Source organism: Cytobacillus sp. FSL R5-0569 (genome assembly GCF_038007265.1).
In the GTDB taxonomy this organism is placed as follows: domain Bacteria; phylum Bacillota; class Bacilli; order Bacillales; family Cytobacillaceae; genus Cytobacillus; species Cytobacillus kochii.
The window spans coordinates 1,411,678-1,436,427 of the sequence record NZ_JBBOWW010000001.1; the positions used below are offsets into that span (position 1 = coordinate 1,411,678).

At 35.2% G+C, this 24,750-nt stretch carries 20 protein-coding genes; 12 read left to right on the forward strand and 8 right to left on the reverse strand.

The window, feature by feature from the left end; all coding sequences use genetic code 11:
- The first annotated feature begins 22 nt into the window (after positions 1 to 22).
- Complete coding sequence (locus MKX78_RS07360) at positions 23 to 1,219, forward strand: homoserine dehydrogenase (RefSeq protein WP_307318285.1); 1,197 nt, start codon at positions 23 to 25, stop codon at positions 1,217 to 1,219.
- A gap of 517 nt (positions 1,220 to 1,736) precedes the next feature.
- Here the strand turns inward: MKX78_RS07360 and MKX78_RS07365 are convergent.
- Together MKX78_RS07365 and MKX78_RS07370 are read right to left on the reverse strand one after the other, a co-directional pair.
- The gene (locus tag MKX78_RS07365; protein WP_095369970.1) at positions 1,737 to 1,961 is read right to left on the reverse strand and encodes a hypothetical protein; all 225 of its coding nucleotides are present in this window, start codon (positions 1,959 to 1,961) and stop codon (positions 1,737 to 1,739) included.
- Positions 1,962 to 2,118: 157 nt separating this feature from the next.
- On the reverse strand, positions 2,119 to 2,964 hold the full coding sequence (locus MKX78_RS07370) for a TetR/AcrR family transcriptional regulator (RefSeq protein WP_095369969.1): 846 nt from the start codon (positions 2,962 to 2,964) through the stop codon (positions 2,119 to 2,121).
- Between the two features lie 308 nt (positions 2,965 to 3,272).
- On the opposite strand from MKX78_RS07370, the gene MKX78_RS07375 reads away from it, so the two are divergent.
- The 3 genes from MKX78_RS07375 (at position 3,273) to MKX78_RS07385 (ending at position 9,015) form a co-directional block, all read left to right on the forward strand.
- A complete protein-coding gene (locus MKX78_RS07375) occupies positions 3,273 to 6,362 on the forward strand; it encodes an efflux RND transporter permease subunit (protein ID WP_341050383.1) in 3,090 nt (1,029 codons plus the stop codon).
- A gap of 196 nt (positions 6,363 to 6,558) precedes the next feature.
- A complete protein-coding gene (gene proC, locus MKX78_RS07380) occupies positions 6,559 to 7,359 on the forward strand; it encodes a pyrroline-5-carboxylate reductase (RefSeq protein WP_095369967.1) in 801 nt (266 codons plus the stop codon).
- 264 nt (positions 7,360 to 7,623) lie between these two features.
- Positions 7,624 to 9,015 carry an L-cystine transporter gene (locus MKX78_RS07385; RefSeq protein ID WP_307318291.1) on the forward strand — a complete coding sequence of 464 codons (1,392 nt, stop codon included), beginning with the start codon at positions 7,624 to 7,626 and terminating at the stop codon, positions 9,013 to 9,015.
- A gap of 126 nt (positions 9,016 to 9,141) precedes the next feature.
- On the opposite strand, the gene MKX78_RS07390 is transcribed toward MKX78_RS07385, so the two are convergent.
- The 3 genes from MKX78_RS07390 to MKX78_RS07400 all read right to left on the reverse strand — a co-directional run bounded on the left by MKX78_RS07390 (position 9,142) and on the right by MKX78_RS07400 (position 12,253).
- Positions 9,142 to 10,437, reverse strand: a complete 1,296-nt coding sequence (locus MKX78_RS07390; protein ID WP_095369965.1) for an NCS2 family permease — start codon at positions 10,435 to 10,437, stop codon at positions 9,142 to 9,144.
- Between the two features lie 186 nt (positions 10,438 to 10,623).
- Positions 10,624 to 11,622 carry an inorganic phosphate transporter gene (locus MKX78_RS07395; RefSeq protein WP_095369964.1) on the reverse strand — a complete coding sequence of 333 codons (999 nt, stop codon included), beginning with the start codon at positions 11,620 to 11,622 and terminating at the stop codon, positions 10,624 to 10,626.
- A gap of 13 nt (positions 11,623 to 11,635) precedes the next feature.
- A complete protein-coding gene (locus MKX78_RS07400) occupies positions 11,636 to 12,253 on the reverse strand; it encodes a DUF47 domain-containing protein (RefSeq protein WP_095369963.1) in 618 nt (205 codons plus the stop codon).
- 452 nt (positions 12,254 to 12,705) lie between these two features.
- Here MKX78_RS07400 and MKX78_RS07405 point away from each other — a divergent pair, with 452 nt between their 5' ends.
- The 3 genes from MKX78_RS07405 to MKX78_RS07415 all read left to right on the forward strand — a co-directional run bounded on the left by MKX78_RS07405 (position 12,706) and on the right by MKX78_RS07415 (position 16,166).
- A complete protein-coding gene (locus MKX78_RS07405) occupies positions 12,706 to 14,982 on the forward strand; it encodes a HelD family protein (protein WP_095369962.1) in 2,277 nt (758 codons plus the stop codon).
- Positions 14,976 to 15,794 (forward strand): aldo/keto reductase, encoded by an 819-nt coding sequence (locus MKX78_RS07410; protein WP_095369961.1) that lies wholly within the window; start codon positions 14,976 to 14,978, stop codon positions 15,792 to 15,794. The genes MKX78_RS07405 and MKX78_RS07410 overlap by 7 nt, the downstream gene beginning before the upstream one ends.
- A gap of 111 nt (positions 15,795 to 15,905) precedes the next feature.
- Positions 15,906 to 16,166: a GlsB/YeaQ/YmgE family stress response membrane protein gene (locus MKX78_RS07415; protein ID WP_224939070.1), complete on the forward strand. Its 261-nt coding sequence runs from the start codon at positions 15,906 to 15,908 to the stop codon at positions 16,164 to 16,166.
- A gap of 190 nt (positions 16,167 to 16,356) precedes the next feature.
- Here the strand turns inward: MKX78_RS07415 and MKX78_RS07420 are convergent, their stop codons facing one another.
- Complete coding sequence (locus MKX78_RS07420; protein WP_307318297.1) at positions 16,357 to 17,268, reverse strand: RluA family pseudouridine synthase; 912 nt, start codon at positions 17,266 to 17,268, stop codon at positions 16,357 to 16,359.
- Positions 17,269 to 17,480: 212 nt separating this feature from the next.
- Here MKX78_RS07420 and MKX78_RS07425 point away from each other — a divergent pair, with 212 nt between their 5' ends.
- A complete protein-coding gene (locus MKX78_RS07425; protein ID WP_095369958.1) occupies positions 17,481 to 17,852 on the forward strand; it encodes a DUF5365 family protein in 372 nt (123 codons plus the stop codon).
- A 79-nt stretch (positions 17,853 to 17,931) separates the two neighbouring features.
- Here MKX78_RS07425 and MKX78_RS07430 read toward each other — a convergent pair whose 3' ends face one another.
- Both MKX78_RS07430 and MKX78_RS07435 read right to left on the reverse strand, forming a co-directional pair.
- Positions 17,932 to 18,405, reverse strand: coding sequence for a thioredoxin family protein (locus MKX78_RS07430; protein ID WP_095369957.1), 474 nt, complete (start codon positions 18,403 to 18,405; stop codon positions 17,932 to 17,934).
- Positions 18,402 to 18,848 (reverse strand): disulfide oxidoreductase, encoded by a 447-nt coding sequence (locus tag MKX78_RS07435; protein WP_095369956.1) that lies wholly within the window; start codon positions 18,846 to 18,848, stop codon positions 18,402 to 18,404. The genes MKX78_RS07430 and MKX78_RS07435 overlap by 4 nt, the downstream gene beginning before the upstream one ends.
- Before the next feature lie 263 nt (positions 18,849 to 19,111).
- Between MKX78_RS07435 and MKX78_RS07440 the strand changes: the two genes are divergently transcribed.
- The 4 genes from MKX78_RS07440 to MKX78_RS07455 all read left to right on the forward strand — a co-directional run bounded on the left by MKX78_RS07440 (position 19,112) and on the right by MKX78_RS07455 (position 24,741).
- On the forward strand, positions 19,112 to 20,656 hold the full coding sequence (locus MKX78_RS07440) for a bifunctional GNAT family N-acetyltransferase/carbon-nitrogen hydrolase family protein (protein ID WP_095369955.1): 1,545 nt from the start codon (positions 19,112 to 19,114) through the stop codon (positions 20,654 to 20,656).
- 231 nt (positions 20,657 to 20,887) lie between these two features.
- The gene (locus MKX78_RS07445) at positions 20,888 to 22,630 is read left to right on the forward strand and encodes a phospho-sugar mutase (RefSeq protein WP_095369954.1); all 1,743 of its coding nucleotides are present in this window, start codon (positions 20,888 to 20,890) and stop codon (positions 22,628 to 22,630) included.
- Between the two features lie 343 nt (positions 22,631 to 22,973).
- Complete coding sequence (locus tag MKX78_RS07450) at positions 22,974 to 24,092, forward strand: GAF domain-containing sensor histidine kinase (protein WP_307318304.1); 1,119 nt, start codon at positions 22,974 to 22,976, stop codon at positions 24,090 to 24,092.
- A 16-nt stretch (positions 24,093 to 24,108) separates the two neighbouring features.
- On the forward strand, positions 24,109 to 24,741 hold the full coding sequence (locus MKX78_RS07455) for a response regulator (RefSeq protein WP_095369952.1): 633 nt from the start codon (positions 24,109 to 24,111) through the stop codon (positions 24,739 to 24,741).
- The last annotated feature ends 9 nt before the right edge of the window (positions 24,742 to 24,750 follow it).

Sequence of the window (24,750 nt, forward strand, 5' to 3'; positions counted from 1 at the left end):
ATGTAATGGGAGGTAAAGGGTTTTGACGATAAATATCGCTTTACTTGGCTATGGTACTGTTGGTAAAGGCGTTTACCGTACAATTCAACAGCATCAAGGGCGTTTACAAAAGTTATTAAGTGAAGAAGTAAAGGTTGTTGCTATTCTAGTGAGGGACATTAAGAAGCATACTGCCCCCGATCAGTCAGTTATGTTGACAAACCAATATGAAAAAATCCAACAATTGGAGAATATTGATGTAGTAATTGATGCAATTGTTGGTATTGAACCGGCTGCAACTTATTTACAAAGTGCGATTGAAAAAGGTCGCCACGTAATTACGGCAAATAAAGAGATGTTTGCAGAAAAAAGTAATATCTTAAGAGAATTAGCAAAAAAATATCATGTCTCAGTCGGCTACGAGGCTACTGTAGCAGGCGGTATTCCTATTATTCAAACTTTAAAAAAACTACTAAATGCTAATAAAGTAACTAAGGTTGAAGGCATATTGAATGGTACATCTAATTTTATATTAACTAAAATGAGAGAAGAGCAATTATCATTTGATAATGCTCTGGCGCTAGCGCAAAAATTAGGTTATGCGGAAGCGGATCCGACGAATGATGTTGAAGGCTTTGATGCGTATTATAAAGCCGCTATCTTAAGTGAGTTGATTTATGGAGAGAAACCAAAAAGCGAGCAGATTGAAAGAAACGGGATTGCGAGTATTGCTAAATCAGATATTACTTTCTTTAATGAATTAGGTCTTAGATACAAGCACGTGGCAACTATTGAATACGCTCATTCTCAAGTAAAATGTGCTGTTCGGCCAGTGTTAGTTGAAAGTAACCATCCTTTATATCAGGTGGAAGGTGTGCAAAATGCTATCCATATCGAGGCGGATATTGTCGGGAGTATTAGTTTGCAGGGGCCAGGTGCAGGTATGTATCCAACAGCAAGTGCAATTATAGAAGATTTGATTCATTTATCAGAAAAGGATCAGGAGTATACTTTTAATGAAGAGTCCACCCTTGATCAACAGCGTAGTGCGAAAACGAGTTGGATTGCATATGGACGCTCTGCCTTACAGCAATTACCTGAAGGAGCAGAAATTATGAAGATGATTGCTAATGATACATGGGTAGTAGAAATAGAGGGGGATTTACTTATAGAAGATGCATCCTTAATTCAAATATTAGGTGATGCTACAAGATTAAAAGAAATGAAAAAAATCCATTAAAGTAGTGGATGATAAATCCTTATAATTCTATTGATAAAACTAGACAATTTCAAGTATCAGTATCATGGTCAAATTTACTTACCTTGTTCAACTTGAGGAATCGTTCGTTGAACAAGGTAAGTATTTTTATGGCTCTGTTAACATTAGTCAATAACAATAACTAAGCAGTGAAAGAAATCATATTTGCGAAGGATATGAATATTTGTAGGGTTCTTTTTGAAGTCCTGCTTACCTAAAATGAAGAAAAGCAGTATCTCAGTATTCATCAAAGTAAATAAAATAATAGAATGAATATTCTTATGTGGAAAGGCCATACCGTTAAAAAATGAAAATAACTAGTGTTAATAAGCAAAGGATGAAGGAAAAATTTTTCTGTAAACCTTTAAATCATCAACAACGAACGGTTTTATTTCATAAATGTATCGTTGATTATCTAATTAAAAAAGGATAACTAGCCCTTATTTATAGACTAACTATCCTAGGAAATATAATCTGTAATAAGATTTCTCACCAGTTTTTAGACGGATTGCGATGGTGTTTTTACTGATTGGTTTGGAAGTAACGTTTGATTGATTTCTGAATATAAATCCTTTATATTGACAGTGACAATTTTGGCTCCGATCTGTACGTGAACCATATTATCAAAGACTGCTGTAACGAGACCATTTAAAGACACGCTTGTTCCGATACTTACATCTTTCTTTTCATTCTTTCTGATATTCGTAACTTTGTTATTTGCCATATTCTCCACCATCCATTCTTATAAATTATAAGTACAGAAGTCTTCTACTTCATTTACACTATATCTCTTTATATTACCTGTTTATAGTAAAATAAACGTTAAAAGTGAAAATGTCCAGTAAAAAGGTTGGTCTTTTTATCGACAAATTTCTCTCATTCTATATTTGTAATAAATCATTCAATTGCTTCTTTAAATCAGGATATTGATTAAAGTTTGTAATCATTCCTTTAATGACTGGAAGTCTGGGATATTCCCTTTGGGTTTCTTCTTCTATCATATCGAGGGAGACCTCTAATGTTTCCTTATCATCGCATGCTTGTATTTGTTTTCTAATATCTGCGATGGTAGTCGATGGACTAGTATTTGGTAAACATATATTAAAATTATGCAGGAAACGGTTCATCTTAGCTTCAGTGATCAAAGGTTCTTCTTTTTTTAGACCTTCTGCTAAAGAGTCCATTCTATTTAATAAATAATCAGTCACATGCTCAGGCTTAAATATTTCTTTGTCAATGATTAATATTTTTACGTATGAATGAAAAAGACCATCAAGGAGTTGAGATAAATCCCATAAATAAGGAGTCATTTCTTCTCCATATATAGAAGATAAACTTTTGCGGTAAAATTCATTCATTTCAATTTGCTTTGTGAATAATAATTCTTTAATTGATTCATTAATAGGTATGGTTTGTTCTCTTGTTTGAGTAATAATAAAATCCTTATGTTGAATTAACATATCAATGGTTGTATTGATTTGTGCCTTGAATTTTTCTCTGGCTGTGAGGTTCTTATTGTCCCACTGCATGATTTCTTCAGTTAATTGATCAAAATAATATATTAATAAGGACTCTAACAATTTTTCTTTTGATTTAAAATATAAATAAAACGCACCTTTGGAAATGCCGCTATCAGTGGCGATATCTTGTACAGATGTGGCAGTATATCCTTTTTTAGCGAACAATTTAATCGCAGCTTCAATAATTATTTTTTCTTTTTCTTTCATCTGTAACAACTCCTTAACCGAAGAAGAATCTCCGTGTTAACAAAAACTTCACAATAATATAATTGACACTTGACTGACCGGTCAGTTATATTTATTGGTGATGTGACCCACTAGTCATATTCTATAGGATACCCGAGATTGGCGTCAAGAAAACAAACAAAATAGATTCTATAGAACCAGTAACGATTTTTTTTGGGTATGATAGTGAGTATTCCTATATGTAAGACTTCATTTACGCTGATTTCTACTATATACATAATGGTTATCGGGTAAAGGAAAATCGAATTAATAAAAAAAGAGGTGTCAATGTGAAGGGCATAGTCAATTTCGTTTTAAAGAATAAGCTCGCTGTGTGGTTATTAACCATAATTATTACAGTTTCAGGTGTTTACTCAACTACACAGATGAAAACTGAAACAATCCCGGATATCTCTATTCCATTTTTAATGGTAAATGGTGTTTATCCTGGTGCCACACCTGAGCAAGTGATGGAAGAGGTTTCAGTGCCAATTGAACAGGCAGTTGAAGGGCTAGATGATGTCAATGCTGTTTATTCTAATTCAAGTGCGAATGTAGGAAGTATTCAAGTAGAATATAAATATGGCGTTGATATGGATGATAAAAAGGTTGAACTAGAAAGAGCGATTGCTAATCTAAATCTTCCTGAAGATGTGGAAGAGCCGACTGTGACATCTATCAGCATGAATATGATGCCAGTAGTTGCACTTTCAATTAGTAGTACAGAAGAAGATATAGTTGGACTGACTGAATTAGTTGAAGATGTGATCTTGCCTGATATTGAAAAGATTGAAGGAGTAGCATCTGCAACAATGACTGGTCAACATATTGAACAAGTTGAATTTACTTGGGATGAAGAAGAGCTAGCCAAGTTTGAATTGAATCAAGATGATGTAAAAGAACTGATTCAAGCAAGTGATATGGCATTATCTTTAGGGCTATTTGATTTTGAAGAAGCTGAAGAAGCTGTTTCGGTAGATGGGAAAGTAACAACTGTTGATGAGTTGAAAGAAATGATGATCCCAGTAACGCCAACTGCCGACCACCCACAACCGTTTGTTGAGCTAAGTGAACTTGCTCAAATTGAACAAGTAGGTAAAGTAGAGTCTGTTTCTCGTACAAATGGAGAAAATGCGATTGCGATCCAAATTGTAAAAGGACAACAGGATAACACAGTAGATGTAGTTAATCGTGTAAAAGACTATGTTGAAGAAGAAACAGAAAAGTATGATGGCCTTGCCATTGATATTTCTTTAGACCAGGGTGAACCGATTGAAAAGTCTGTTAGCACAATGGTCGAAAAAGCACTTTTTGGTGGTTTAATTGCTGTATTAATTATTCTACTCTTTTTAAGAGACTTTAAGTCAACGATTATATCCATTGTTTCCATTCCGGTGTCGATTTTTATGGCATTTTTAGTCCTTAATTGGTTGGATATTACGTTAAATATTATGACTCTTGGAGCGGTTACAGTAGCAATTGGTCGTGTAATCGATGACTCGATTGTTGTTGTTGAAAATATTTATCGTCGCTTACATTTGAAAGAGGAAAAATTAAATGGTCGTGCTTTAGTAAGGGAAGCGACTATTGAAATGTTTAAGCCGATTCTTTCATCTACATTAGTAACTGTGGCCGTTTTTGCGCCGTTAATTTTCGTAGGTGGAATGGTTGGTGAGCTATTTGTTCCGTTTGCTTTAACGATGACATTTGCATTGGGTGCTTCATTAATTGTTGCGATTACAATTGTCCCAGCCCTATCTCATTTCTTATTCAAGAAAAAACTTTACGGTAAGAAAGAGGAGAGCAATCATAAAGAAGTAGGTAAACTTGCTTTATGGTATAAAGGCATTCTAAGTAAAGCGTTAAACCATAAAATTATTACGTCAGCTATCGCTATTCTTTTATTAGCTGGATCATTAGCATTGACTCCATTAATCGGTTTTAGCTTCCTTGGAAGTGAAGAAGAGAAGGTAATGTATTTAACATATACACCTGAAACCGGCGAAAAGATGGATATAACAGAAGAGAATATTTCTGAAGTAGAAGAAGAGTTATTAAAACGCGATGATATTGATATACTACAATTGTCCATTAATGACCCAGACAATGTAGATCCTGCTGCTATGATGATGGGTGGGGGCGCTAGTGGGGCTCTTATGTATCTAATTTTTGATCCAGATATGAAGAACTTCCCAGAGGTAAGAGAAGAAATTGAAGAATATGTATTTAATATAGAACAATCTGGTGAGTGGAAATCTCAGGACTTTTCTTCAATGGGTGCGAATACTAGTGAAGTAAGCTATACATTGTATAGTGAGGATTTAGATAAACTAAATGATGCCGTGACACAAGTGGAAGATGTCATGCATGATACTGATAACTTAGATGATATTTCATCTACGGCAGAAGACGCTTATGTAGAACATATCTTAAAAGTTGAGCAAGCAGATGTCATGCAGTATGGCTTAACGACAGGTCAAATCGTTATGGCGTTAAACGATAAAGGTAATAGTGAAGTGCTGACAACTGTTCAAAGTGATGGTAATGAAATAGATGTCATTATTCAAACTGAAGCTGCTGAGCCTGCGAAATCAATTGATGAGTTATTAGATACAGAGGTTCCGACTGCGACAGGCCAAGAAATGCCATTATCTGAGCTTGTTAATGTAGAAGAAGGAACAACATTAAATACATTGTCTCGTAGTAAAGGTGAGTACTATGCAACAGTTTCTGCAACAGTAACTTCAGATAATTTATCCAAAGTTACGAGTGAGCTGGATAAAGGTATCGATGATTTAGACTTGGCACAAGGGGTAACTCTTGATGTTGCTGGTGTAACTGCAGATATGAATGAAACGTTTACGCAATTAGGTTTAGCAATGCTTGCCGCTATTGCGATTGTATATTTCATCTTAGTTGTTACATTTGGTGAGGGTGTTGCACCGTTTGCCATTCTGTTCTCACTACCGTTTGCAGTAATTGGCTCATTTGTCGGATTATACATTGCAGGGGAAACAATCTCTGTTACGGTTATGATGGGTCTACTCATGTTAATCGGTATCGTTGTTACGAACGCTATTGTATTGGTTGACCGGATTATTCATATGGAAAGAAACGGTATGACGATGAGAGACGCTATTCTAGAAGCGGGTGCCACTCGTCTTCGTCCGATACTAATGACAGCTATTGCTACAATGGGTGCGCTGGTTCCATTATTATTTGGTTCAGGCGGTGGAGGCTTAATCTCTAAAGGATTAGGTATCACAGTTATCGGGGGTCTTGCAAGTTCGACCTTATTAACTCTAGTTGTTGTTCCTATTGTGTATGAAGTATTATCAAAAATGTTTAAAAAGAATCGAAAAGATGTTCAAGATAATTAATTAAAAAATAACCCAAAGCATTGATGCTTTGGGTTATTTTTTTTGATGAAGTTCATCTAATGAATAAGGTAAGCTTGTAGCAAATATAGTATCATTTGTTCTACGTTTGTCTTAAAGAAGTAGATTAAACACTTTTTTGAATACAGCTGTGTTCATGTTAAAATGAACCAGAGCATGGAAAAGGTGAGTGATAATAATGGAAAAAAAGATAGGGTTTATCGGTTGTGGAAAAATGGCACAAGCGATTATTGGAGGTATATTAAAAAACGGTTTAGTCAGTCATCATGAAATTATTTCAAGTGCAAGAACGAAAGAAACACTACATAAGGTAGAAGCAAAGTATGCGATTCATACAACCCACTCCAATAAAGAAGTGGCAAGAAACGCCGAAGTGATCTTTTTAGCGGTTCCTCCTAAGGATCATAAGGAAGTAATTGATGAAATAAAAGAAGTAGTAAATGAACATAGCATTATCGTAACAATTGCTGCTGGCATTACTCTAAATGATATCGAAGAGTACTTTGAGCGAAATGTAATGGCAGTACGTACAATGCCAAATACACCTTCACTGGTTGGTGAGGGAATGAGTGTGCTAAGTAGCAACCAGTATATTAATGAAGAGAAATTAAGTAAAGTAATACGCATCTTTTCTGCTATCGGGAAAGTGGAAGTAGTTGACGAGTCATTAATGGACGGCATTCCAGCAATTAGCGGTTCTTCTCCTGCATATGTGTTTTTATTTATAGAAGCACTGGCCGATGGAGCAGTAAAGGACGGTATACCAAGAGACACTGCTTATAAGCTAGGTGCTCAGGCAGTATTAGGTGCAGCAAAGATGGTGCTTGAATCTGGTAAACATCCTGGAGTGTTAAAAGATGAGGTTTGTACCCCTGGAGGTGCGACTATTGATGCGGTCAGCAAGTTAGAAGAAACAGGATTTCGTTCATCTGTTCTCACTGCTATGAAAGCTTGCAGCGAGAAGGTAAGAAGCTTATAAGTAATAAGAGTTTTGATTTTAGCTGTAGCATCGTTAGCTTATTTTAAGCGATGCTGCAGCTTTTTGCCTTTCAAAGGGGAATAAAAAAATATGTAAACAGTTGAAAATGTTAAATAAGAGAAGGCCAATAGATAGATTGGTATATATTCATGAAAAAAGCATATACCATAAAGGATAATTAAATCGGAATTCATACTTGACGTATAGGAATAATCGTATTATCATATGAAATTGTGCAAAAGTAAGATATTAGGAGGGGTAATGATGGATAATGTATGGTTTATTATTAACTTAGCATTAATGATTGGTTTTATTAGTTTATTATTTATTATGCAACGTAAACATATTTCATTTTCTAAAAGAGTCTTTACGGCATTGGGAATAGGTATATTGTTTGGTTTAGCATTGCAACTGATTTATGGACCAACTTCAGAAGTATTGGCAAGGTCAACAGATTGGTTTCAACTAGTTGGTGGGGGTTATGTTAAATTCTTACAAATGATTGTTATGCCACTCGTGTTTATTTCCATTTTAGGAGCGTTTACAAGATTGAGCCTCTCAAGTAATATTGGTAAAATTAGTGTATTAATTATCGGAATACTACTTGGGACTACAGCTTTGGCTGCTATTGTAGGTATTGGTTCGGCGACTGTCTTTAATTTAGAAGCCATCCAAATTGAAGAGGGAGATGCAGAGATCAGTAGAGGGACACAAATGGAAGAAACATCTCAATCACTAGCAGCTCAAACATTGCCTCAACAAATTTTAGAGTTACTTCCTGCAAACCCTTTTCTTGACTTAACAGGAGCGAGAGCGACTTCAACGATATCGGTCGTTATATTTGCAGCAATCTTAGGTATTGCCTACTTGGGCGTAAGAAGAAAAACACCTGAGCAAGCAGAGGTATTTGCAAAAATTGTCGATGCCTTTTATAGCATTATTATGCGTGTGGTTACACTAATCCTTAGATTAACTCCTTATGGCGTGCTAGCTATTATGACAAAGACAGTTGCATTAAGTGATTTCTCTGCAATCTATAATTTAGGGAAATTTGTCATTGCTTCATATGTAGCGTTAGCGGTTATGATGCTAATTCATTTGTTATTATTACTATTTGTCGGATTAAGTCCACTACAATACTTAAGAAAAGCTTTTCCGGTGCTTGCGTTTGCCTTTACGTCAAGAACAAGTGCTGGGGCATTACCTTTAAATATTAAGACGCAAAAATCATTAGGGGTGTCAGATGGAATAGCCAATTTCGCTGGCTCATTTGGTCTCTCGATTGGACAAAATGGTTGTGCGGGTATTTATCCGGCTATGTTAGCTGTTATGATTGCACCTACGGTCGGGATTAATCCATTACAACCAAGTTTTCTACTTTCTGTTATCGTTATAGTTGTTATCAGCTCATTTGGCGTTGCGGGAGTAGGTGGAGGAGCAACTTTTGCAGCCATTCTCGTCCTTTCAGCTTTAGATTTACCTATCGCGCTTGCGGGTTTATTGATTTCAATTGAACCGTTAATTGATATGGGAAGAACAGCGGTAAATGTAAGTGGTTCTATGACTTCGGGTATATTAACGAGTAAAATTACGAAAGATATTGACCAAGAAGTTTATAATAACCCACATAATAAAATTGAAGAGGTAGAAGTATAACTCATTCAATCTATACTGGTAAATAAAAATTCCGAACACTCATCAATCAGATGCTTAAATTGCTTTAGCATTTGGTGAGGTGTTCGGATTTTTTATTTAGCTAATATATGTTTTAATCATTCAACTTTAATGTGGTAAAAAGAGCAATTGAATGAGAAATAATACAGCGAAAATATAAACGAGTGGATGAACTTGTTTACCTTTGCCTTTAAATATTTTTAAGATTGGATGTGTTATAAATCCGAGTGCAATACCTGTAGCAATACTAGAAGTGAGCGGCATCGTCAAAATAATTAAAAAGGCTGGGAAAGCTTCATCAAACTCACCCCATTTAACTTTAACTAAGCTTCCCATCATTAAGCTACCAACAATTATGAGTGCAGGCGAAGTAATGGCAGCAATGCCTGAAACCGCACTGACAAGTGGACTAAAGAATGCAGCAACGATAAAAAGGATACCTACTGTCAAAGAAGTTAGTCCGGTTCGTCCACCGGCGGCAACTCCACTAGAAGATTCAATGAAAGCAGTTGTAGGGCTTGTTCCGAACATAGAACCGACAGATGTGGCTAATGAATCAGATAATAAAGCCTGTCTTGCACGTGGCAATTTATTCCCCTTCATTAAACCAGCTTGTTGGGCAACACCAATCATTGTTCCGGTTGTATCAAATATTGTTACTAATAAAAACGAGAAAACAACCGCATAAAGGCCATGAGTGATGACGTCCCCAATAGCTGAAATGGGGTTGAATACTAAAATGCCTTCTGGAAGCGAAGGTAAAGATGTAAGCCCGTCACTAAACTGTAGTTGCCCAGTAAAGAACGCGATTAAGCCTGTTATAATCATGCCGAAAAACAGTGCTCCAGATACATTTAGTGCGATTAAAATGAGTGTGATGACTAAACCAACTAGCGTTAATATTGCCGAAGTTGCTGTTAAATCCCCTAGAGCAACAAGATTGCTAGGATCACTTGTAATAATGCCGGACATTCGCAGTCCAACAAATGCAATAAATAAACCAATACCAGCTGAAATTCCAGCTTTTAAGTTTTCGGGAATGGCTTCAATTAATTTTTCACGAAAAGCAGTTAAAGATAAAATCACAAAGATTAGTCCGGCTACGAAGACGGCAGCAAAAGCTGTTACATAATCTAAGCCCCCACCAACAACAGAATAGGCGAAATAAGCATTTAATCCCATACCGGGAGCAATAGCAATTGGATAATTAGCAAAAAGGGCCATCCAAAGTGTACCAACAACTGCTGCAATAATCGTTGCAGTAAAGACTTGATCAAATGGGACACCAGCGTCAGAAAGAATGACTGGGTTAACAACAACAATGTATGCCATTGTTAAAAAAGTTGTAAAACCGGCGAGTATTTCTGTTTTTGCTGTAGAATTGTTTTCTTTTAACTTAAACATTAGAATCCTCCAAGCTGTAAATACATGGTCGTGTGTAATAATACGAACGAAAAAAGGTCACATGGACTATAGTATTCGTTTTTATGAAGATTTTCAAGTTCTTTATAGTATTTGTTATATATGTGTTCTTATTAGAAGAAGACAAAAAATCCTTAAAGGATATAAACCCTTAAGGATTTGTTTGCATTATAAGAAAGAACTCAAAATCAAATAAGTTAATCCAGCTATTGTTGCTGAAATCGGCAAAGTAATAACCCAAGTAATTAACATACGTTGTGCTGTTCCCCATTTGACTCCTTTTACTCGATGGGCTGAGCCTACACCGAGGATAGATGAAGAAATAACATGAGTTGTACTAACTGGCATATGTAGTGCGGTTGCACCAAAGATGACCATTGCCCCCGTAATGTCTGCTGCTACTCCGTTAACAGGGCGAATCTTCATGATTTTACCGCCAACTGTTTTAATAATTTTCCAACCACCAACAGATGTACCCAGTCCCATCGCGATTGCACAAGATAATTGGACCCAAAAAGGAATGTCCGTTGAAGTTACATAGTTATTGGAGATTAACGCTAGTGTGATAATCCCCATCGCTTTTTGTGCATCATTTGTACCATGGGTATATGATTGCAATGCAGCGGTGAAAATTTGTATCGTTCTAAAATTTCTATTTGTCTTTGTTAAATTATTATTTCTAAAAACAATTTTAAAAATGCTATAAATAATAAATCCGGCTGCAAAAGCAATCAGTGGTGAAAAAATGAGTGCCTGTATAATACCGATAAATCCACTATAGTTTAATGCAGAAAAGCCAGCTGACGCAATGGCAGCACCTGCGATTGAACCAATTAAAGCATGAGAGGATGAACTTGGTATGCCGAAATACCAAGTCAAAAGGTTCCAGAAAATCGCTGCTATAAGGGCAGATAGAATGACAATTGAGCCGTTTTGTAAGGTGAAAGGATCGACAATATCCTTCGTAATCGTTTTCGCAACACCTGTAAAAGTCATTGCACCTACAAAGTTCATTGTTGCAGCTAGTATAATAGCATGTCTAGGTTTCAAAGCTTTCGTTGACACTGAAGTTGCAATAGCATTCGCTGTATCGTGAAATCCGTTAATAAAGTCAAAGACTAAAGCAAAAATGACGATTAATACTGTGATAATTAAAATTGCATCCATTAGTTATTGCTCCTCACGCGTTTTTCATTATAATTGTTTCGAATGCGTTGGCAACTGTTTGGCAGCTGTCAGCAATTTCCTCTAGGTTTTCGTAAATTTCTTTCTTCTGAATGATGCGAATTGGATCTTTTTCAACAGAAAAAAGATGTTTAATAGATTGGCGTAATACGCCGTCGCATTTTGATTCTAGGTCTTTGATTTTAATTGCATGATCTCGTATTTTTAGCAACTTTTTAGAGGATAATAGCTCAACTGATTTTTCAATTTCTACTGCACTTTGTTGAATAGCTTCTACAAACTTTAACATATATTCATCAGCATTAATGATGGAGTACATTTCAAATAAATCTGCTGTTTGTTCAAAACCATCTAATACGTCATCCATTGCCATTGCAAGATGAAGAATATCTTCTCTTTCAATTGGTGTAATGAAGGCATTGTTTAATTCTTTAATTGTTTCATGAACAAGTGTGTCGCCTTTTGTTTCGTATTCTTTCATTTTTTCTGAGAAAATTTTTAAGTCACTAATGTTATTTAGCTTATAATCGGCGAAATACATAGCTCCTTCTTTTAAGTTGATTGCAATATCACTTAACAATTTATTGAATTTATCTTGTTTTTTAAAAACCATCATTAATACCCCCAGTAATTTTCGGAAAATAAACCCTTCAAACGTTATTATTTTAAACGAAAAATTTTATTGTATAAAGCGTAATTTTCGGGTCTAGAAGAAAAATGTCGAATTATGTTCAAATGTAATCTAATTGTAATGTTTCTTATTATTTAATTAAATACCTTTATATCCCTTGTTATTACTAACTTTCTAAGAGTATGAGTGAGTGAAATCCATACTATTTTTCATGAATTGGTTGTATTCGCCTTTACAAAAAATTAATAAAGTTTTTCTTTACTTTTACATTATTCCTTAACTTAATTAATATCTATTCATATTGGAATGTCTTAAAAGTACTGCGCATTTATTTGATTGTTATGCATTTTTCTGATAATATATATTTCTTCTCACTTACACAACGTCAGATTACTCTCCATCAGCGGCTAATTATTAAAATGGAGGTAAATGATATGACAACGGTACATCAACACCCCGATTACAATGAAGAAAACCAGCGCTTAGAATATACAAAAAGATATATGGAAGCTGTTATTAAAACAGCAGAGACATCGAAGGATAATTTTCAAGACAATATGAAAGCAGCCTTTAAAGACGTCGATTCCAGCTTAGGTTATTCGTCCTTATTAACGAATGCTCGCTTTTTTGATATGTCAAAAGAAGAGCTATCAAGTTTGAAAAAGTCCCGTCTCAAACCTTATTTTGCAAGAATTGATTTTTCCAGAGATGATCAACCGGCGGAAGAAGTTATCTATATTGGGAAAACGTCTTTATACTCAAGAGAAAATCAGGATCAATTAATTGTCGATTGGCGTTCACCAATAGCAAATCTTTATTATGAAGGCAGACTAGGGGATGTTTCGTATGTCTCTAATGGAGAGAATTTTAACGGTGAGCTTTTATTAAAAAGACAATTTATGATGGAGCGAGGCCTCCTAACTGAGATTCGTGATATTGATTTGACAACAAATGATCAATTGTTACAAGAAACCCTAGCTGGAAGTGCAAGTAATCGCCTCACAGAAATCGTATCTACTATACAAGAGGAACAAAATAAAGTTATCAGAGCTGATTTGAATAAACCTATCATCGTTCAAGGCGGTGCGGGAAGTGGTAAAACGACGATTGCTCTACACCGAATTAGTTATTTTATCTTCCAATACAAAGAAAACTTTCAACCTGAGCAATTGATGATTATTGCTCCAAGTAATCTATTCCTTGATTATATTTCCGAAGCGCTACCTGAGCTTGGTGTTGAGAATATTAAGCAAAAAACGTACGAGGATTATGTAATAGGAGCGTTACAAAAGGAAAATATAAAATTGAAAAAAGATGATAAGTTAATTCAATTATTAGAGAAAAATCATCAAAAGGAAACAGTTCATGCGCTTCAAATATCAAAATTGAAGGGGTCTAAAGTTTTTCAAACAATACTGAATGAATATATGAAAGAAATATTTCTAACTTTTCATCCGCCTACTGATTTTTATGTTGATAAGTATCGATTATATAAAAGTGCAAGATTTGTGCAATTATTGGAAGAAGATTTTTATTATTTACCTTTGTATAAGAGAATAAATAAGTTACGTTCGATATTACAAAATGAAATAAAACATAAAAAAAAGAAAATGCTTGAGAAAATTGAAATGTTTTATGATGACAAAATTGAAAGAGCATTATATCAAGCGAAAGATCCCGTGAAGAGAAAAAAATATGTATCACAAGCCCTTGATAAGAAAGAAGCAAGGTTGAATGAAATGAAAACGGCAATAAAGACATCGGTAGCTACATATATGAAGCAATTTCCTAAAAAGAATATTTGGTCCTATTATAAAGATTTATTTCAAAATCCACAGCAATTAGTAAAACGCTCACATAATCAGTTAACACAAGTAGAAGCAGAAAATATTATACGGTATCAACAAGACTTGTTTAAGAGGCGAATGTATGAAAGAGAAGATTTAGCTTTATTATTGTATTTGCAGGTTCATTTGTTTGGAATTGAAAAAGAGTGGAAAGTAAAAAACATAGTCATCGATGAGGCGCAAGATTATACGTTCATGGAACTTCTTTCTCTTAAGAAAGCAGCTGATACCGATATGTTTACATTAGTGGGAGACTTAGCACAAGGTATTCACTCTTATAGAGGGCTTACATCTTGGGAAGACGTAAAGGCTGAGATTTTCCCTCGAGCCACTTATACAGAATTACAGAAGAGTTACCGGACTACTGTAGAAATTATGGAAGCAGCTAATCATATATTAAAAAAACTGCCGTATACCTTTCCTGAAGTAAAGCCTGTTGTTAGACATGGAGAGCATCCGCAGTTTATCCCATCCCCCGAAGGCAAGCACTATATAAATGTCTTAGAGGCTAAATTACTTAAAGTAAAAGAAGAAGGGTTTAAAACTTTTGCATTAATTGGGAAAACGATGAACGATTGTATGAAGCTTTATCAACAATTTGAAAAAACTGGCGATATGGTGGTTTATTTACTAGGAGAACATGGACAAATTCCTAAAGAATCAGTCGTCATTGTTCCGGCTTATTTAGCAAAAGGTTTAGAGTTTGACGTAGTATTTATCTTTTCGATTGATGAAGTATTTACCTCAAAAGCTCCTTTAGAAATACAGTTGTTATATGTGGCAATGACTCGACCGCTTCATCGTTTATATTTTTATGGAAATAAAAAAACAGACTTTTTACTTGAGGAGGATGAGGGATGGTAAAAATACCTAATGTAAAATTAGCAAATGGGGTCTTGATGCCCCAATTTGGTTTAGGAGTATATAAAGTAGAAGAAGGTAAGGAAGTGGAAAATGTCGTAAGGAATGCGATTCAACTAGGTTATCGCTTAATCGATACTGCCAGCTTCTATGATAATGAAGAAGGTGTAGGCAGAGCAATAGAACAAAGTGGCATACATAGAGAAGAGCTGTTTATTACGACAAAGGTTTGGAATGATGATCATGGATATGAGCAGACGATTGCAGCCTTTAAGAAAAGTTTGAAAAAATTACATTTATCTTATATTGATTTATATTTAATTCATTGGCCCATGCCAAAAAAGTATAAAGATACGTGGCGAGCACTTGAGTATTTGTATGAAGAAGGGTTAGTAAAGGCAATAGGCGTTAGTAATTTTCACGAACATCACTTAGAAGAAATAAAAAAAGACGCAAATATAATGCCAATGGTAAATCAGGTTGAATTGCACCCGCAATTATCACAACAACCACTTCGTGAGTATTGCTGGAGTAATAACATTCAAGTGGAGGCGTGGGCGCCAATTGCAAGAGGTGAACTGTCTAAGGAGCCACAATTTGTTACCTTAAGTGAAAAATATAATAAAACAGTCTCGCAAATTATTCTGCGTTGGCATATACAAAATCAAGTAATTGTTATACCTAAAACAACGAAATTAAAGAGGCTAGAGGAAAATCAAGCTATATTTGATTTTGCTCTGTCTGACGAGGATATGAGTGTTATTGACGAATATAATAAAAATAAACGGATGGGTAAAAATCCTGACGATTTGTAATTGATATTTCCATATTAGGAAAAAACTGAATGAATGATTCGTTGAGTGCTTTCACAACCTAAGTGTACATCTAATGAAGATGAAATAGATGTAATGAAGGAGTGAAGAGCATTGTTTAGCTTTTTATGGTCATTAATTATAGGTGGACTTATCGGCTGGGTAGCGAGTTTAATCGCAGGTAGAGATATCCCAGGAGGAGTTATAGGCAATATTATTGCTGGCTTCATCGGAGCTTGGTTAGGGACTCTTATTTTAGGAGACTGGGGACCAGTAATCGCAGATTTTGCTATAATTCCAGCGATCATTGGTGCGATTGTGCTTGCCTTTATCGTAAGTTTCATCATGAGGTCCATGAGGAAATCGACAGATTAAAATAAGTAAAACGAACAATTTGAACTGTACTCCAATTGTTAGAAATGAGCTAACAATTGGAGGTGCAGTTTTTTTATGGCTAAATTTAAGGAGCACTTCACTTCGAATTTGCTCGTTGTTTTGTGTTTTTATTATCGATTGTAAATAGATAAATAAAAGAGCTGATAGTAGACTTTGTACTTTGTTTCCTTTATGGACATAATGAGCGGAAGTCTGCTGGTGCTGGACAAGTGATTTCCTGTTTTTCTTTTGTGAAGGGGTGCTGCCACTCGAGTTTATAAGCATGCAATGCTTGTCTTGTTAGCAGGTTCTTTCCTCCATATAAATGATCACCAACGAGTGGATGTCCGATATGACTTAAATGGACACGAATTTGATGGGTTCTGCCTGTATCAAGTTGACAAGTAATGAGTGAAATATTTCTTTTGCTGTCATAAGCTTGGACGTCATAGGTCGTTTTGGCATATTGCCCTGTAGTTGAGACTCTCCGCTTATTGGAATGATGGCGATCCTTTCCGATGGGGAGTTCAATACTATCATGTTTATTTTTAAGTTGGCCATGGACGAGAGCCATATACGTGCGCTTGATAGTTCTTTGTGCAAGTTCTGTATCAAGGATAGCACCTGCTAAAGAATGTTTGGCAAATAGTATCACACCAGATGTCTCCTTATCTAATCGGTGAATATGTCGGATGTAAGTAGATTCACCCTGGAATTGCATATAATATTTGGCTGCATCTAAAAGGGTATTTTTTTGGACTAAGGTGTGTGGGTGTGTTTCCATCCCAGCAGGTTTGTTAAAAATGATTAAGTGATCATCCTCGTACCTAACATCTACATCTGTATAGAAACCATCATTCTCAAGATTTTCTACCTGATGATCCGTTAAAAGTTTGAATTGTAACCGATCTCCATGGATTAGTGGCTTTTCCCATATAATAGGGTTGTTATTCTTTTTTACGCATTGTTCCATGCGCATTTGATGAGTCAGCTTTTTAGGGGCGCCCCAAATCTCTCTAAACAATTGCGTTGCAGATTGTCCAGCCCATTTTTTTGGAATGGTTAATTCAAACCATTCTCCTTTTTTACTTACTGTTACCATTATTTACTTCCTTCCTTTTAAGCATTTCATATAGTGTTTATTCATATAGATGAAAGTGTATTTAACAAGGATTATTTAAGTTCTCTTTTAGAAAACGATATTTGCATCAATAGTATATAAAATCATGGTGATAATTACCACCGAGAGGCAAAAGTAGTTTATGCTATTCTATTGGTAATCATGAAGTATTAGTGAACAAAGGTGGGTTACTTGTGAAAGTAGTTTTTGCGGCAACAACAGAACAAGAGGAGCAAATTGAAGCATTGGTCGATAAAATGTTTCATCATGTTTTACCTCATTATTTTTCAGAAAAAGAATTACAGGCATTTGGTGACATGAATATTTTAAAGCCGACAGAGAAGTGTATGGAAACTTTAGGAGATGCTTACTCGGTATTGGCTAGTTTACAAACTTTAATGCACCTTCTTGAAGATGCAGGGTTGAAGAAAGAACATTGTGAGTTATTTAAAAGAAATACTGAGATTTTAAATCGTTTTGATATCTCTTTTCCATTTTCCTTTCATCATTTCCTTCCTGAACAAACGAAAGAGCCAATAAATATAGACCAAGCATACTTACAGTAAGAATCATTAAAGGGAAATACAAAAAAACGACCAAATGTTCAAAAATAAATTTGGTCGTTTTTTTAATTTTAATCCGTTTTTATTCTGTTACGTTTTCCTCAAACCAATCTTGAAATACAGCTTCCTCTTGGTATCCTGTAATACGAGCTACTTCTTTTCCATCTTCATAATGCACGATAGTTGGTGTTTCTGAAATACCAAAGTCATTCCAACCTTGATCGAATTCTAGTAAGTTGTATTGTAATAAGTCAACGCCTAAGTCATCAGATAAAGGAGCAACAATTGGAGTTGTTCTTTGGCAGTGAGGGCATGTCGGACTAAAAAAGTATACTGTAGCTTCGCCGCTTTCACTTAATTGACTTTCTAAATCCTCCGGTAACACAATATTGCTATAATTAGGATCATCTAACTGATCAATCGTTTCTTGCTCTAAATCAGTTGTTCCGTAAGGGTTGTCCCCTGAAACTTTTTGATCGTTCTGCATTTTTGTTAACAGTGCAACTCCACCAAAAAGAATAATAATGACTGCTAAGAATATGATAATTTTTTTCATTCGGTCTTCTCCCCCTTTGTTTTTTTCCATATCATGACACTACAAATAAAAATAATAATAAATGCAACCAATGCTAGAAATGGAATAGTGATAAAGCCCAACCAGTTAATATACTGTCCCGTACAAGGAACTCTGCCACATGCTGGCGCGCTTTCAGTTAAAAAAGAAAACTTTTGAATACCGTAATGGTAAATAGAGATGAGTCCTCCAATTCCAGATAAAATCATCGTATAAAAGCTGATTCGAAAGTCTTTTTTAACTACTGCTATGCCTAAAATGACAATTAGAGGATACATAAGAATTCTTTGGTACCAGCATAATTCACATGGCTCATACTGTCTAATTTCCGAAAAATATAAACTGCCGAAAACAGCAATGACTGAGGCAGCCCATGCTGTAAACAGTATACTTTCCCTAGCATCCTTCTTTTCTGTTGGTTTCATAACGTTCTCCCTTTTTTCATATTTATAGGCGAAATGAAAAATATGTATACTAACGTATTTTAACAAATTATACGTCTCTTTAACGTAAAAATAAACGATGCTTGAGAAAATTCTATAAAAAGTCATAAAATCAACACAAATCAAGCATAGTTATGTGTTGACAAATGAATCTATAGGGAGACCATTTGCCTAAGATTAGAAAAGGGAAAATAGGGGTATAAGAGTAACAAACGTTTGTTTCAATGAAAATAAGGGGAGTATTTATGAGAAAATTAGATTTAAGCAAATTTGAGAAAAAAATGATTATTAGAAATATGAAAGAAGAAGATATCGACAAAATTATTGCGCTACAAGAGGTATGTTTTCCAGGAATGGATCCATGGAAAAGAGATCACCTTGAAAGCCATTTAAATATATTTTCGGAAGGACAATTTGTAGCAGAGTATGATGGTGAAATCATTGGTTCTTGTTCCAGTTTAATTATTAATTTTGATGAATATGATGATCGCCATACATGGGCTGATGTCACTGATGACGGTTATATAACTAACCATAACGATGATGGCTACAATCTGTATGGTATTGAAGTAATGGTTCATCCTGAGTATCGTAGAATGAAGATTGGTCACCGTCTTTACGAGCAAAGAAAGGAGCTAGCTCGGGAGTTAAATCTAAAGAGTATTATTATTGGAGGGCGAATCCCTAATTATCATAAGCATGCAAAAGAGATGAGTCCGAGAGAATATGTTAATGAAGTATCACTTCATAAAATATATGACCCTGTATTATCCTTTCAATTATTAAATGGTTTTACACTGATGAGGATAAACCCTAATTACTTGCCAGATGATAGGCAATCCAATAAATACGCAACATTAATGGAATGGAATAATGTTGATTATAAATCGACAACGAAAAGATTTTATAAAACAAGTTATCCAGTTAGAATTTGTGTCGTACAATATATGATGCGCCAAATTCAATCGTTTGAAGACTTCGCTAGTCAAGTCGAGTATTTCACAGATGTTGCGTCAGATGCAGAAGCGGACTTCGCAGTTTTTCCAGAGATATTTACGACGCAATTAATGTCATTTCTGGACGAGAAAGTACCGAGTCTTGCCATAAGGAAGCTTACTGAGTATACGGAAGAGTATATTCAATTATTCACTGATTTAGCTGTTAGGTATAACATAAATATTATAGGTGGATCTCATTTTGTAAAAGAGGATGAGGATAAAATTTATAATATAGCCTATTTATTTAGACGTGATGGTACGATTGAAAAGCAATATAAACTCCATATTACTCCTAATGAAAGAAAATGGTGGGGGATATCCCCAGGTGACGCTGTCCGCGTTTTTGATACTGATTGTGGAAAAATTGCGATTCAAATTTGTTATGATATTGAATTCCCTGAATTAGCTCGAATTGCGACTGATTTGGGAGCAAAAATTATATTCGTTCCTTTTTGTACCGAGGACAGAGAAGGTTATTTACGTGTTCGATACTGTGCACAAGCTCGGGCAATTGAAAATCAAATTTATACAGCAATATCAGGTACAGTAGGGAATTTACCACAAACAGAAAATATGGATATACAATATGCACAATCAGCGATTTTTTCACCTTCAGATTTCGAGTTTGCTAAGGATGGAATTGTCGGGGAGACGAATGCAAATATTGAAATGGTGCAAATTGGTGATGTAGACTTAGAGGTATTAAGAAGGAAAAGACAGGACGGTACAGTAAGACATTTGAAAGATAGAAGGCATGATATTTATCAAATTCAATATCGTAATCATAAATAAATTCTATAGATAGCTATTTTTGCACGAACAAATTTATTTGTTCGTGTTCTTTTTGGAAAATGATGAATGTGGACTCTTAGGGATATATCCTTTAAAGAAATTGAAACAGAAACTGCAGTAATTTATTGAAAATTTTATAAAAATCCACTATTTTTAATAAGAGAGAATAGCTTACAAAATGGATTATTTTAGTCGATAATGGAAAGAGGCATTTAACTAGGGGGGAAAACGATGGATTGGAAAAGCAATGTAGATAGATGGAATACATATTCGCAATTGACTTCTGAAATGAAAGAAGAATTAATTCAATTAAATGACAATGAAAACCATTTGGAAGATGCATTTTATAAAGACCTCGAGTTCGGAACAGGTGGGATGAGAGGAGAGATCGGTGTAGGCACAAATAGAATGAATATTTATACCGTTAGAAAAGCATCTTACGGTTTAGCCAAATACATAATTGAAAAAGGGCAGGAAGCAAAAGCAAGAGGTGTGGTGATTGCCTATGATTCAAGACATATGTCACCAGAATTTGCTTTAGAAGCGGCAAAAACGCTTGCTTCAAATGATATTCAAACATATATCTTCGATGAGTTAAAACCCACACCTGAGCTTTCGTTTGCTGTAAGGTATTTGCATGCATATGCTGGTATTGTCATTACGGCTAGTCATAATCCAAAAGAATACAATGGTTTCAAAGTATACGGGCCGGATGGAGCACAATTGATACCAGAAGATGCCGATACAGTTATAGCAAAAGTAAATCAAATTGAAAACGAGTTACTTATTGAAGTAGAAGAAGAAGCACTGTTAAGAGAGAGAGAACTGATTGTTACAATCGGCGCATCTATTGATCGTGCTTATGTTCAAAAGTTACAGACAATTTCAGAAGACCGTTCTATAGGAGAAAAAACGGATCTTTCTATCGTATTTTCTCCATTACATGGCACTGGCAATAAACCGGTTAGAGAAGGGCTTGCAAGCTTGAATTATAAGCATGTTCATATTGTAGAGGAACAAGAAAAACCTGATGGTGATTTTCCTACAGTAGATAGCCCTAATCCTGAAGAAAGGTCTGCATTTACGTTGGCTATAAAAAAAGGGAAAGAGGTAAATGCTGATTTACTTATTGCTACTGACCCCGATGCGGACAGATTAGGAATAGCAGTTAAAAATGATAAAAATGAGTATGAGCTTCTGACAGGCAATCAGACAGGTGCTCTAATTCTTTACTACATGCTAGCACAAAAGAAGGATAAAGATAGCATTCCGTCAAATGGAATTGTATTGAAAACAATTGTAACTTCAGAGCTAGGAAGAGAAATTGCAGCTTCGTTTGGTTTAACTACAAAAGATGTACTTACAGGCTTTAAATTTATTGCTGAGAAAATAAAAGAATATGAAACAACAGGTGAGTATAAATTCCTTTTTGGTTATGAAGAAAGCTATGGTTATTTGATTGGTGATTTTGCAAGAGATAAGGATGCTGTTCAAGCAGCACTATTAATTGCTGAAGCAGCTGCTTTTTATAAAGAAAAGGGCCAAACCCTTTATGATGTATTAATGATGATTTATGAAAAGTATGGTTATTTCCGTGAAGGATTAAAGTCGATAACTTTAAAAGGCAAAGCAGGTACAGAAACAATTGCAAACATACTCTCTACGTTTAGAAATGCATCTTCAATTGATATAGAAGGTCTTAGTCATATCGCGACAGAAGATTATTTAACAAGTATTCGTACAGAAAGTGATCATCGTTCGGATATTCATCTTCCGAAATCTAATGTATTAAAGTACTTCTTCGCTGATGGTACATGGATTTGTTTACGCCCATCAGGAACGGAACCAAAGATTAAGTTTTACTTCGGTGTTAAAAGCGAATCATTAAGCTTGAGTCAAGAAAAGCTTGACCATGTTCAAGTGGAACTAATGAAGAAAGTGGATCAATTGATACAAGAGGAATTGAAAAACTAAAAAAATTCGAACATCATTCAAATCTTAAAGGATGAGAATATGTTCGATTTTTTTATTCAAGTAATGGCCTTGTTAATCCCTCATGAACCCTAGGGTAAATAAAAGTAAAGTTCATTAAAGAGATCATTGTAGTAAAGGTTTGTTTTAGCAGTAGCTTATTTAAAGCCAAACAAAGTGGATTCGCGTTTTGAGGATAATTGCTGAGGATTCACCAATTTTAGTTAAAAGTAGTAGCAAATAAGCTTCATATATACGACCTTAGGCTGAGATATTTTCATCGATGCGAATGAAGATCATTACATAAATACTCGTTATAATAGTCATAAAGAGAGGGTTAAAGAGAATGGCGGATCAACAAATTCGTGAAGCAGTCATACTTAAGGAAATAGCGGAATTACTTAATGAAGGAAGCGAAATGAAAGAAACATTGTCTGCTGTATTAGAAAGATTGCTACAAGTCACTCAATTACAAACAGGCTGGCTTTTTTTAATCAAGAACCATGAACCAACACTAATCGCACATCATCAATTGCCCCAAGCATTAACAACAAATCAGTTAGCTCCGATGTGTTCGAAAGAATGCTGGTGTGTAAATCGTTACAATAACGGTGAATTAAACCGTGCGAGTAATATTATCAATTGTAAAAGAATTGAAGAGGCAAAAAAGAATGGATATGCTGACATTGAAGGTTTAACCCATCATGCAACAGTTCCCCTTCGCTTTGGTGAAGAAATGTTCGGCATTTTAAATGTAGGAGCTCCGAATAAAATTCATTTCACAGAAAAGGAACTTTCTTTATTAGAATCTGTTGCTTTTCAAATAGGATCGACATTAAAAAGAATGGCATTAACTGAGAGGGAACGAGAAATGGCACTTATTGAGGAAAGAAATCGCCTTGCACAGGAATTGCATGACTCTGTCAATCAATTGTTATTTTCGGTTAGTTTAACGGCTCGAGGAGGAAGAGAGATAACAAAATCTAAAACTGTTCAAGAAACATTTGCTTATATACAAGAGCTTTCCCAACAAGCACTTCATGAAATGCGTGATCTGATCTGGCAGTTACAACCAAAAAGTCTAGAAAACGGGTTGCTTACATCATTAAAAGAATACAGTGAAATGCTTGGGCTTCAGTTACATTGTCATGTTAATACATTAACAAATATTTCTCCACAAACAGAAGAAACTTTATGGAGGATAGCTCAAGAGGCAATGATGAATTGTAAGAAGCATTCTGGTCAGGATAAGATTGATATTGCAATTGATTTCAACCAGGATAAACAGATAATACAGATGAGTATAACTGATCAGGGTGTAGGATTTAATTACAGTCCATCTGTATTCTTACCTTCCCATGGATTGCGAAATATGCGTCAACGAGCTGAACGGCGGAATGGTACAATGGAAATAACTACTAGTGAAGGGGAGGGGACGAAGATCATTATACGCCTGTTCAATTGAGAGGAGGGTCTAACGGGTGAATGTATTAATTATTGACGATCATCATGTTGTAAGAAAAGGGCTTATCTTTTTTTTGAAAACACAAAAGGATATCCATATTGTTGGTGAAGGAAGTACTGGAGAGGAAGCAATAAAATTAACAGAACAATGTATGCCTGATCTTATTTTAATGGATCTTGATATGCCTGACATGAATGGAATCGAAGCAACTAAAGCAATTAGAAAGAAATTTCCTCAAGTAAAAATACTCATACTGACAAGTTATTCAGATCAAAGCCATTGTATCCCTGCAATAGCAGCCGGCGCATCAGGTTATCAACTTAAGGATGTTGAACCAGATGAGCTCGTAAAAACGATGAATGAAATAATGGACGGGGAAAATTATATCCACCCTAAAGCGACCACTCATTTAATGTCAAAATTCTCACATGAAAATGAGGACATACATTTATGGCATGAACTTACAAAAAGAGAAAAAGAAGTATTATCCGAAATGGGTAAAGGTAAATCCAATAAAGAAATAGCGACCGATTTATTTATAACAGAGAAAACGGTAAAAACACATGTGTCTCATATATTATCAAAGTTAGACGTCGATGACCGCACGCAAGCGGCCATTTTTGCAGTGAAAAATAACTTTGTCAAATAAAAGAAGAGC

What these genes read in the sequence shown, in the direction of transcription:
- MKX78_RS07365 (WP_095369970.1), bottom strand. Translation starts at nt 1,961, where the DNA reads ATGGCAAATAACAAAGTTACGAATATCAGAAAGAATGAAAAGAAAGAT.
- MKX78_RS07370 (WP_095369969.1), bottom strand. Translation starts at nt 2,964, where the DNA reads ATGAAAGAAAAAGAAAAAATAATTATTGAAGCTGCGATTAAATTGTTC.
- proC (WP_095369967.1), top strand. Translation starts at nt 6,559, where the DNA reads ATGGAAAAAAAGATAGGGTTTATCGGTTGTGGAAAAATGGCACAAGCG.
- MKX78_RS07385 (WP_307318291.1), top strand. Translation starts at nt 7,624, where the DNA reads ATGGATAATGTATGGTTTATTATTAACTTAGCATTAATGATTGGTTTT.
- MKX78_RS07390 (WP_095369965.1), bottom strand. Translation starts at nt 10,437, where the DNA reads ATGTTTAAGTTAAAAGAAAACAATTCTACAGCAAAAACAGAAATACTC.
- MKX78_RS07395 (WP_095369964.1), bottom strand. Translation starts at nt 11,622, where the DNA reads ATGGATGCAATTTTAATTATCACAGTATTAATCGTCATTTTTGCTTTA.
- MKX78_RS07400 (WP_095369963.1), bottom strand. Translation starts at nt 12,253, where the DNA reads ATGGTTTTTAAAAAACAAGATAAATTCAATAAATTGTTAAGTGATATT.
- MKX78_RS07405 (WP_095369962.1), top strand. Translation starts at nt 12,706, where the DNA reads ATGACAACGGTACATCAACACCCCGATTACAATGAAGAAAACCAGCGC.
- MKX78_RS07410 (WP_095369961.1), top strand. Translation starts at nt 14,976, where the DNA reads ATGGTAAAAATACCTAATGTAAAATTAGCAAATGGGGTCTTGATGCCC.
- MKX78_RS07420 (WP_307318297.1), bottom strand. Translation starts at nt 17,268, where the DNA reads ATGGTAACAGTAAGTAAAAAAGGAGAATGGTTTGAATTAACCATTCCA.
- MKX78_RS07430 (WP_095369957.1), bottom strand. Translation starts at nt 18,405, where the DNA reads ATGAAAAAAATTATCATATTCTTAGCAGTCATTATTATTCTTTTTGGT.
- MKX78_RS07435 (WP_095369956.1), bottom strand. Translation starts at nt 18,848, where the DNA reads ATGAAACCAACAGAAAAGAAGGATGCTAGGGAAAGTATACTGTTTACA.
- MKX78_RS07440 (WP_095369955.1), top strand. Translation starts at nt 19,112, where the DNA reads ATGAGAAAATTAGATTTAAGCAAATTTGAGAAAAAAATGATTATTAGA.
- MKX78_RS07445 (WP_095369954.1), top strand. Translation starts at nt 20,888, where the DNA reads ATGGATTGGAAAAGCAATGTAGATAGATGGAATACATATTCGCAATTG.
- MKX78_RS07450 (WP_307318304.1), top strand. Translation starts at nt 22,974, where the DNA reads ATGGCGGATCAACAAATTCGTGAAGCAGTCATACTTAAGGAAATAGCG.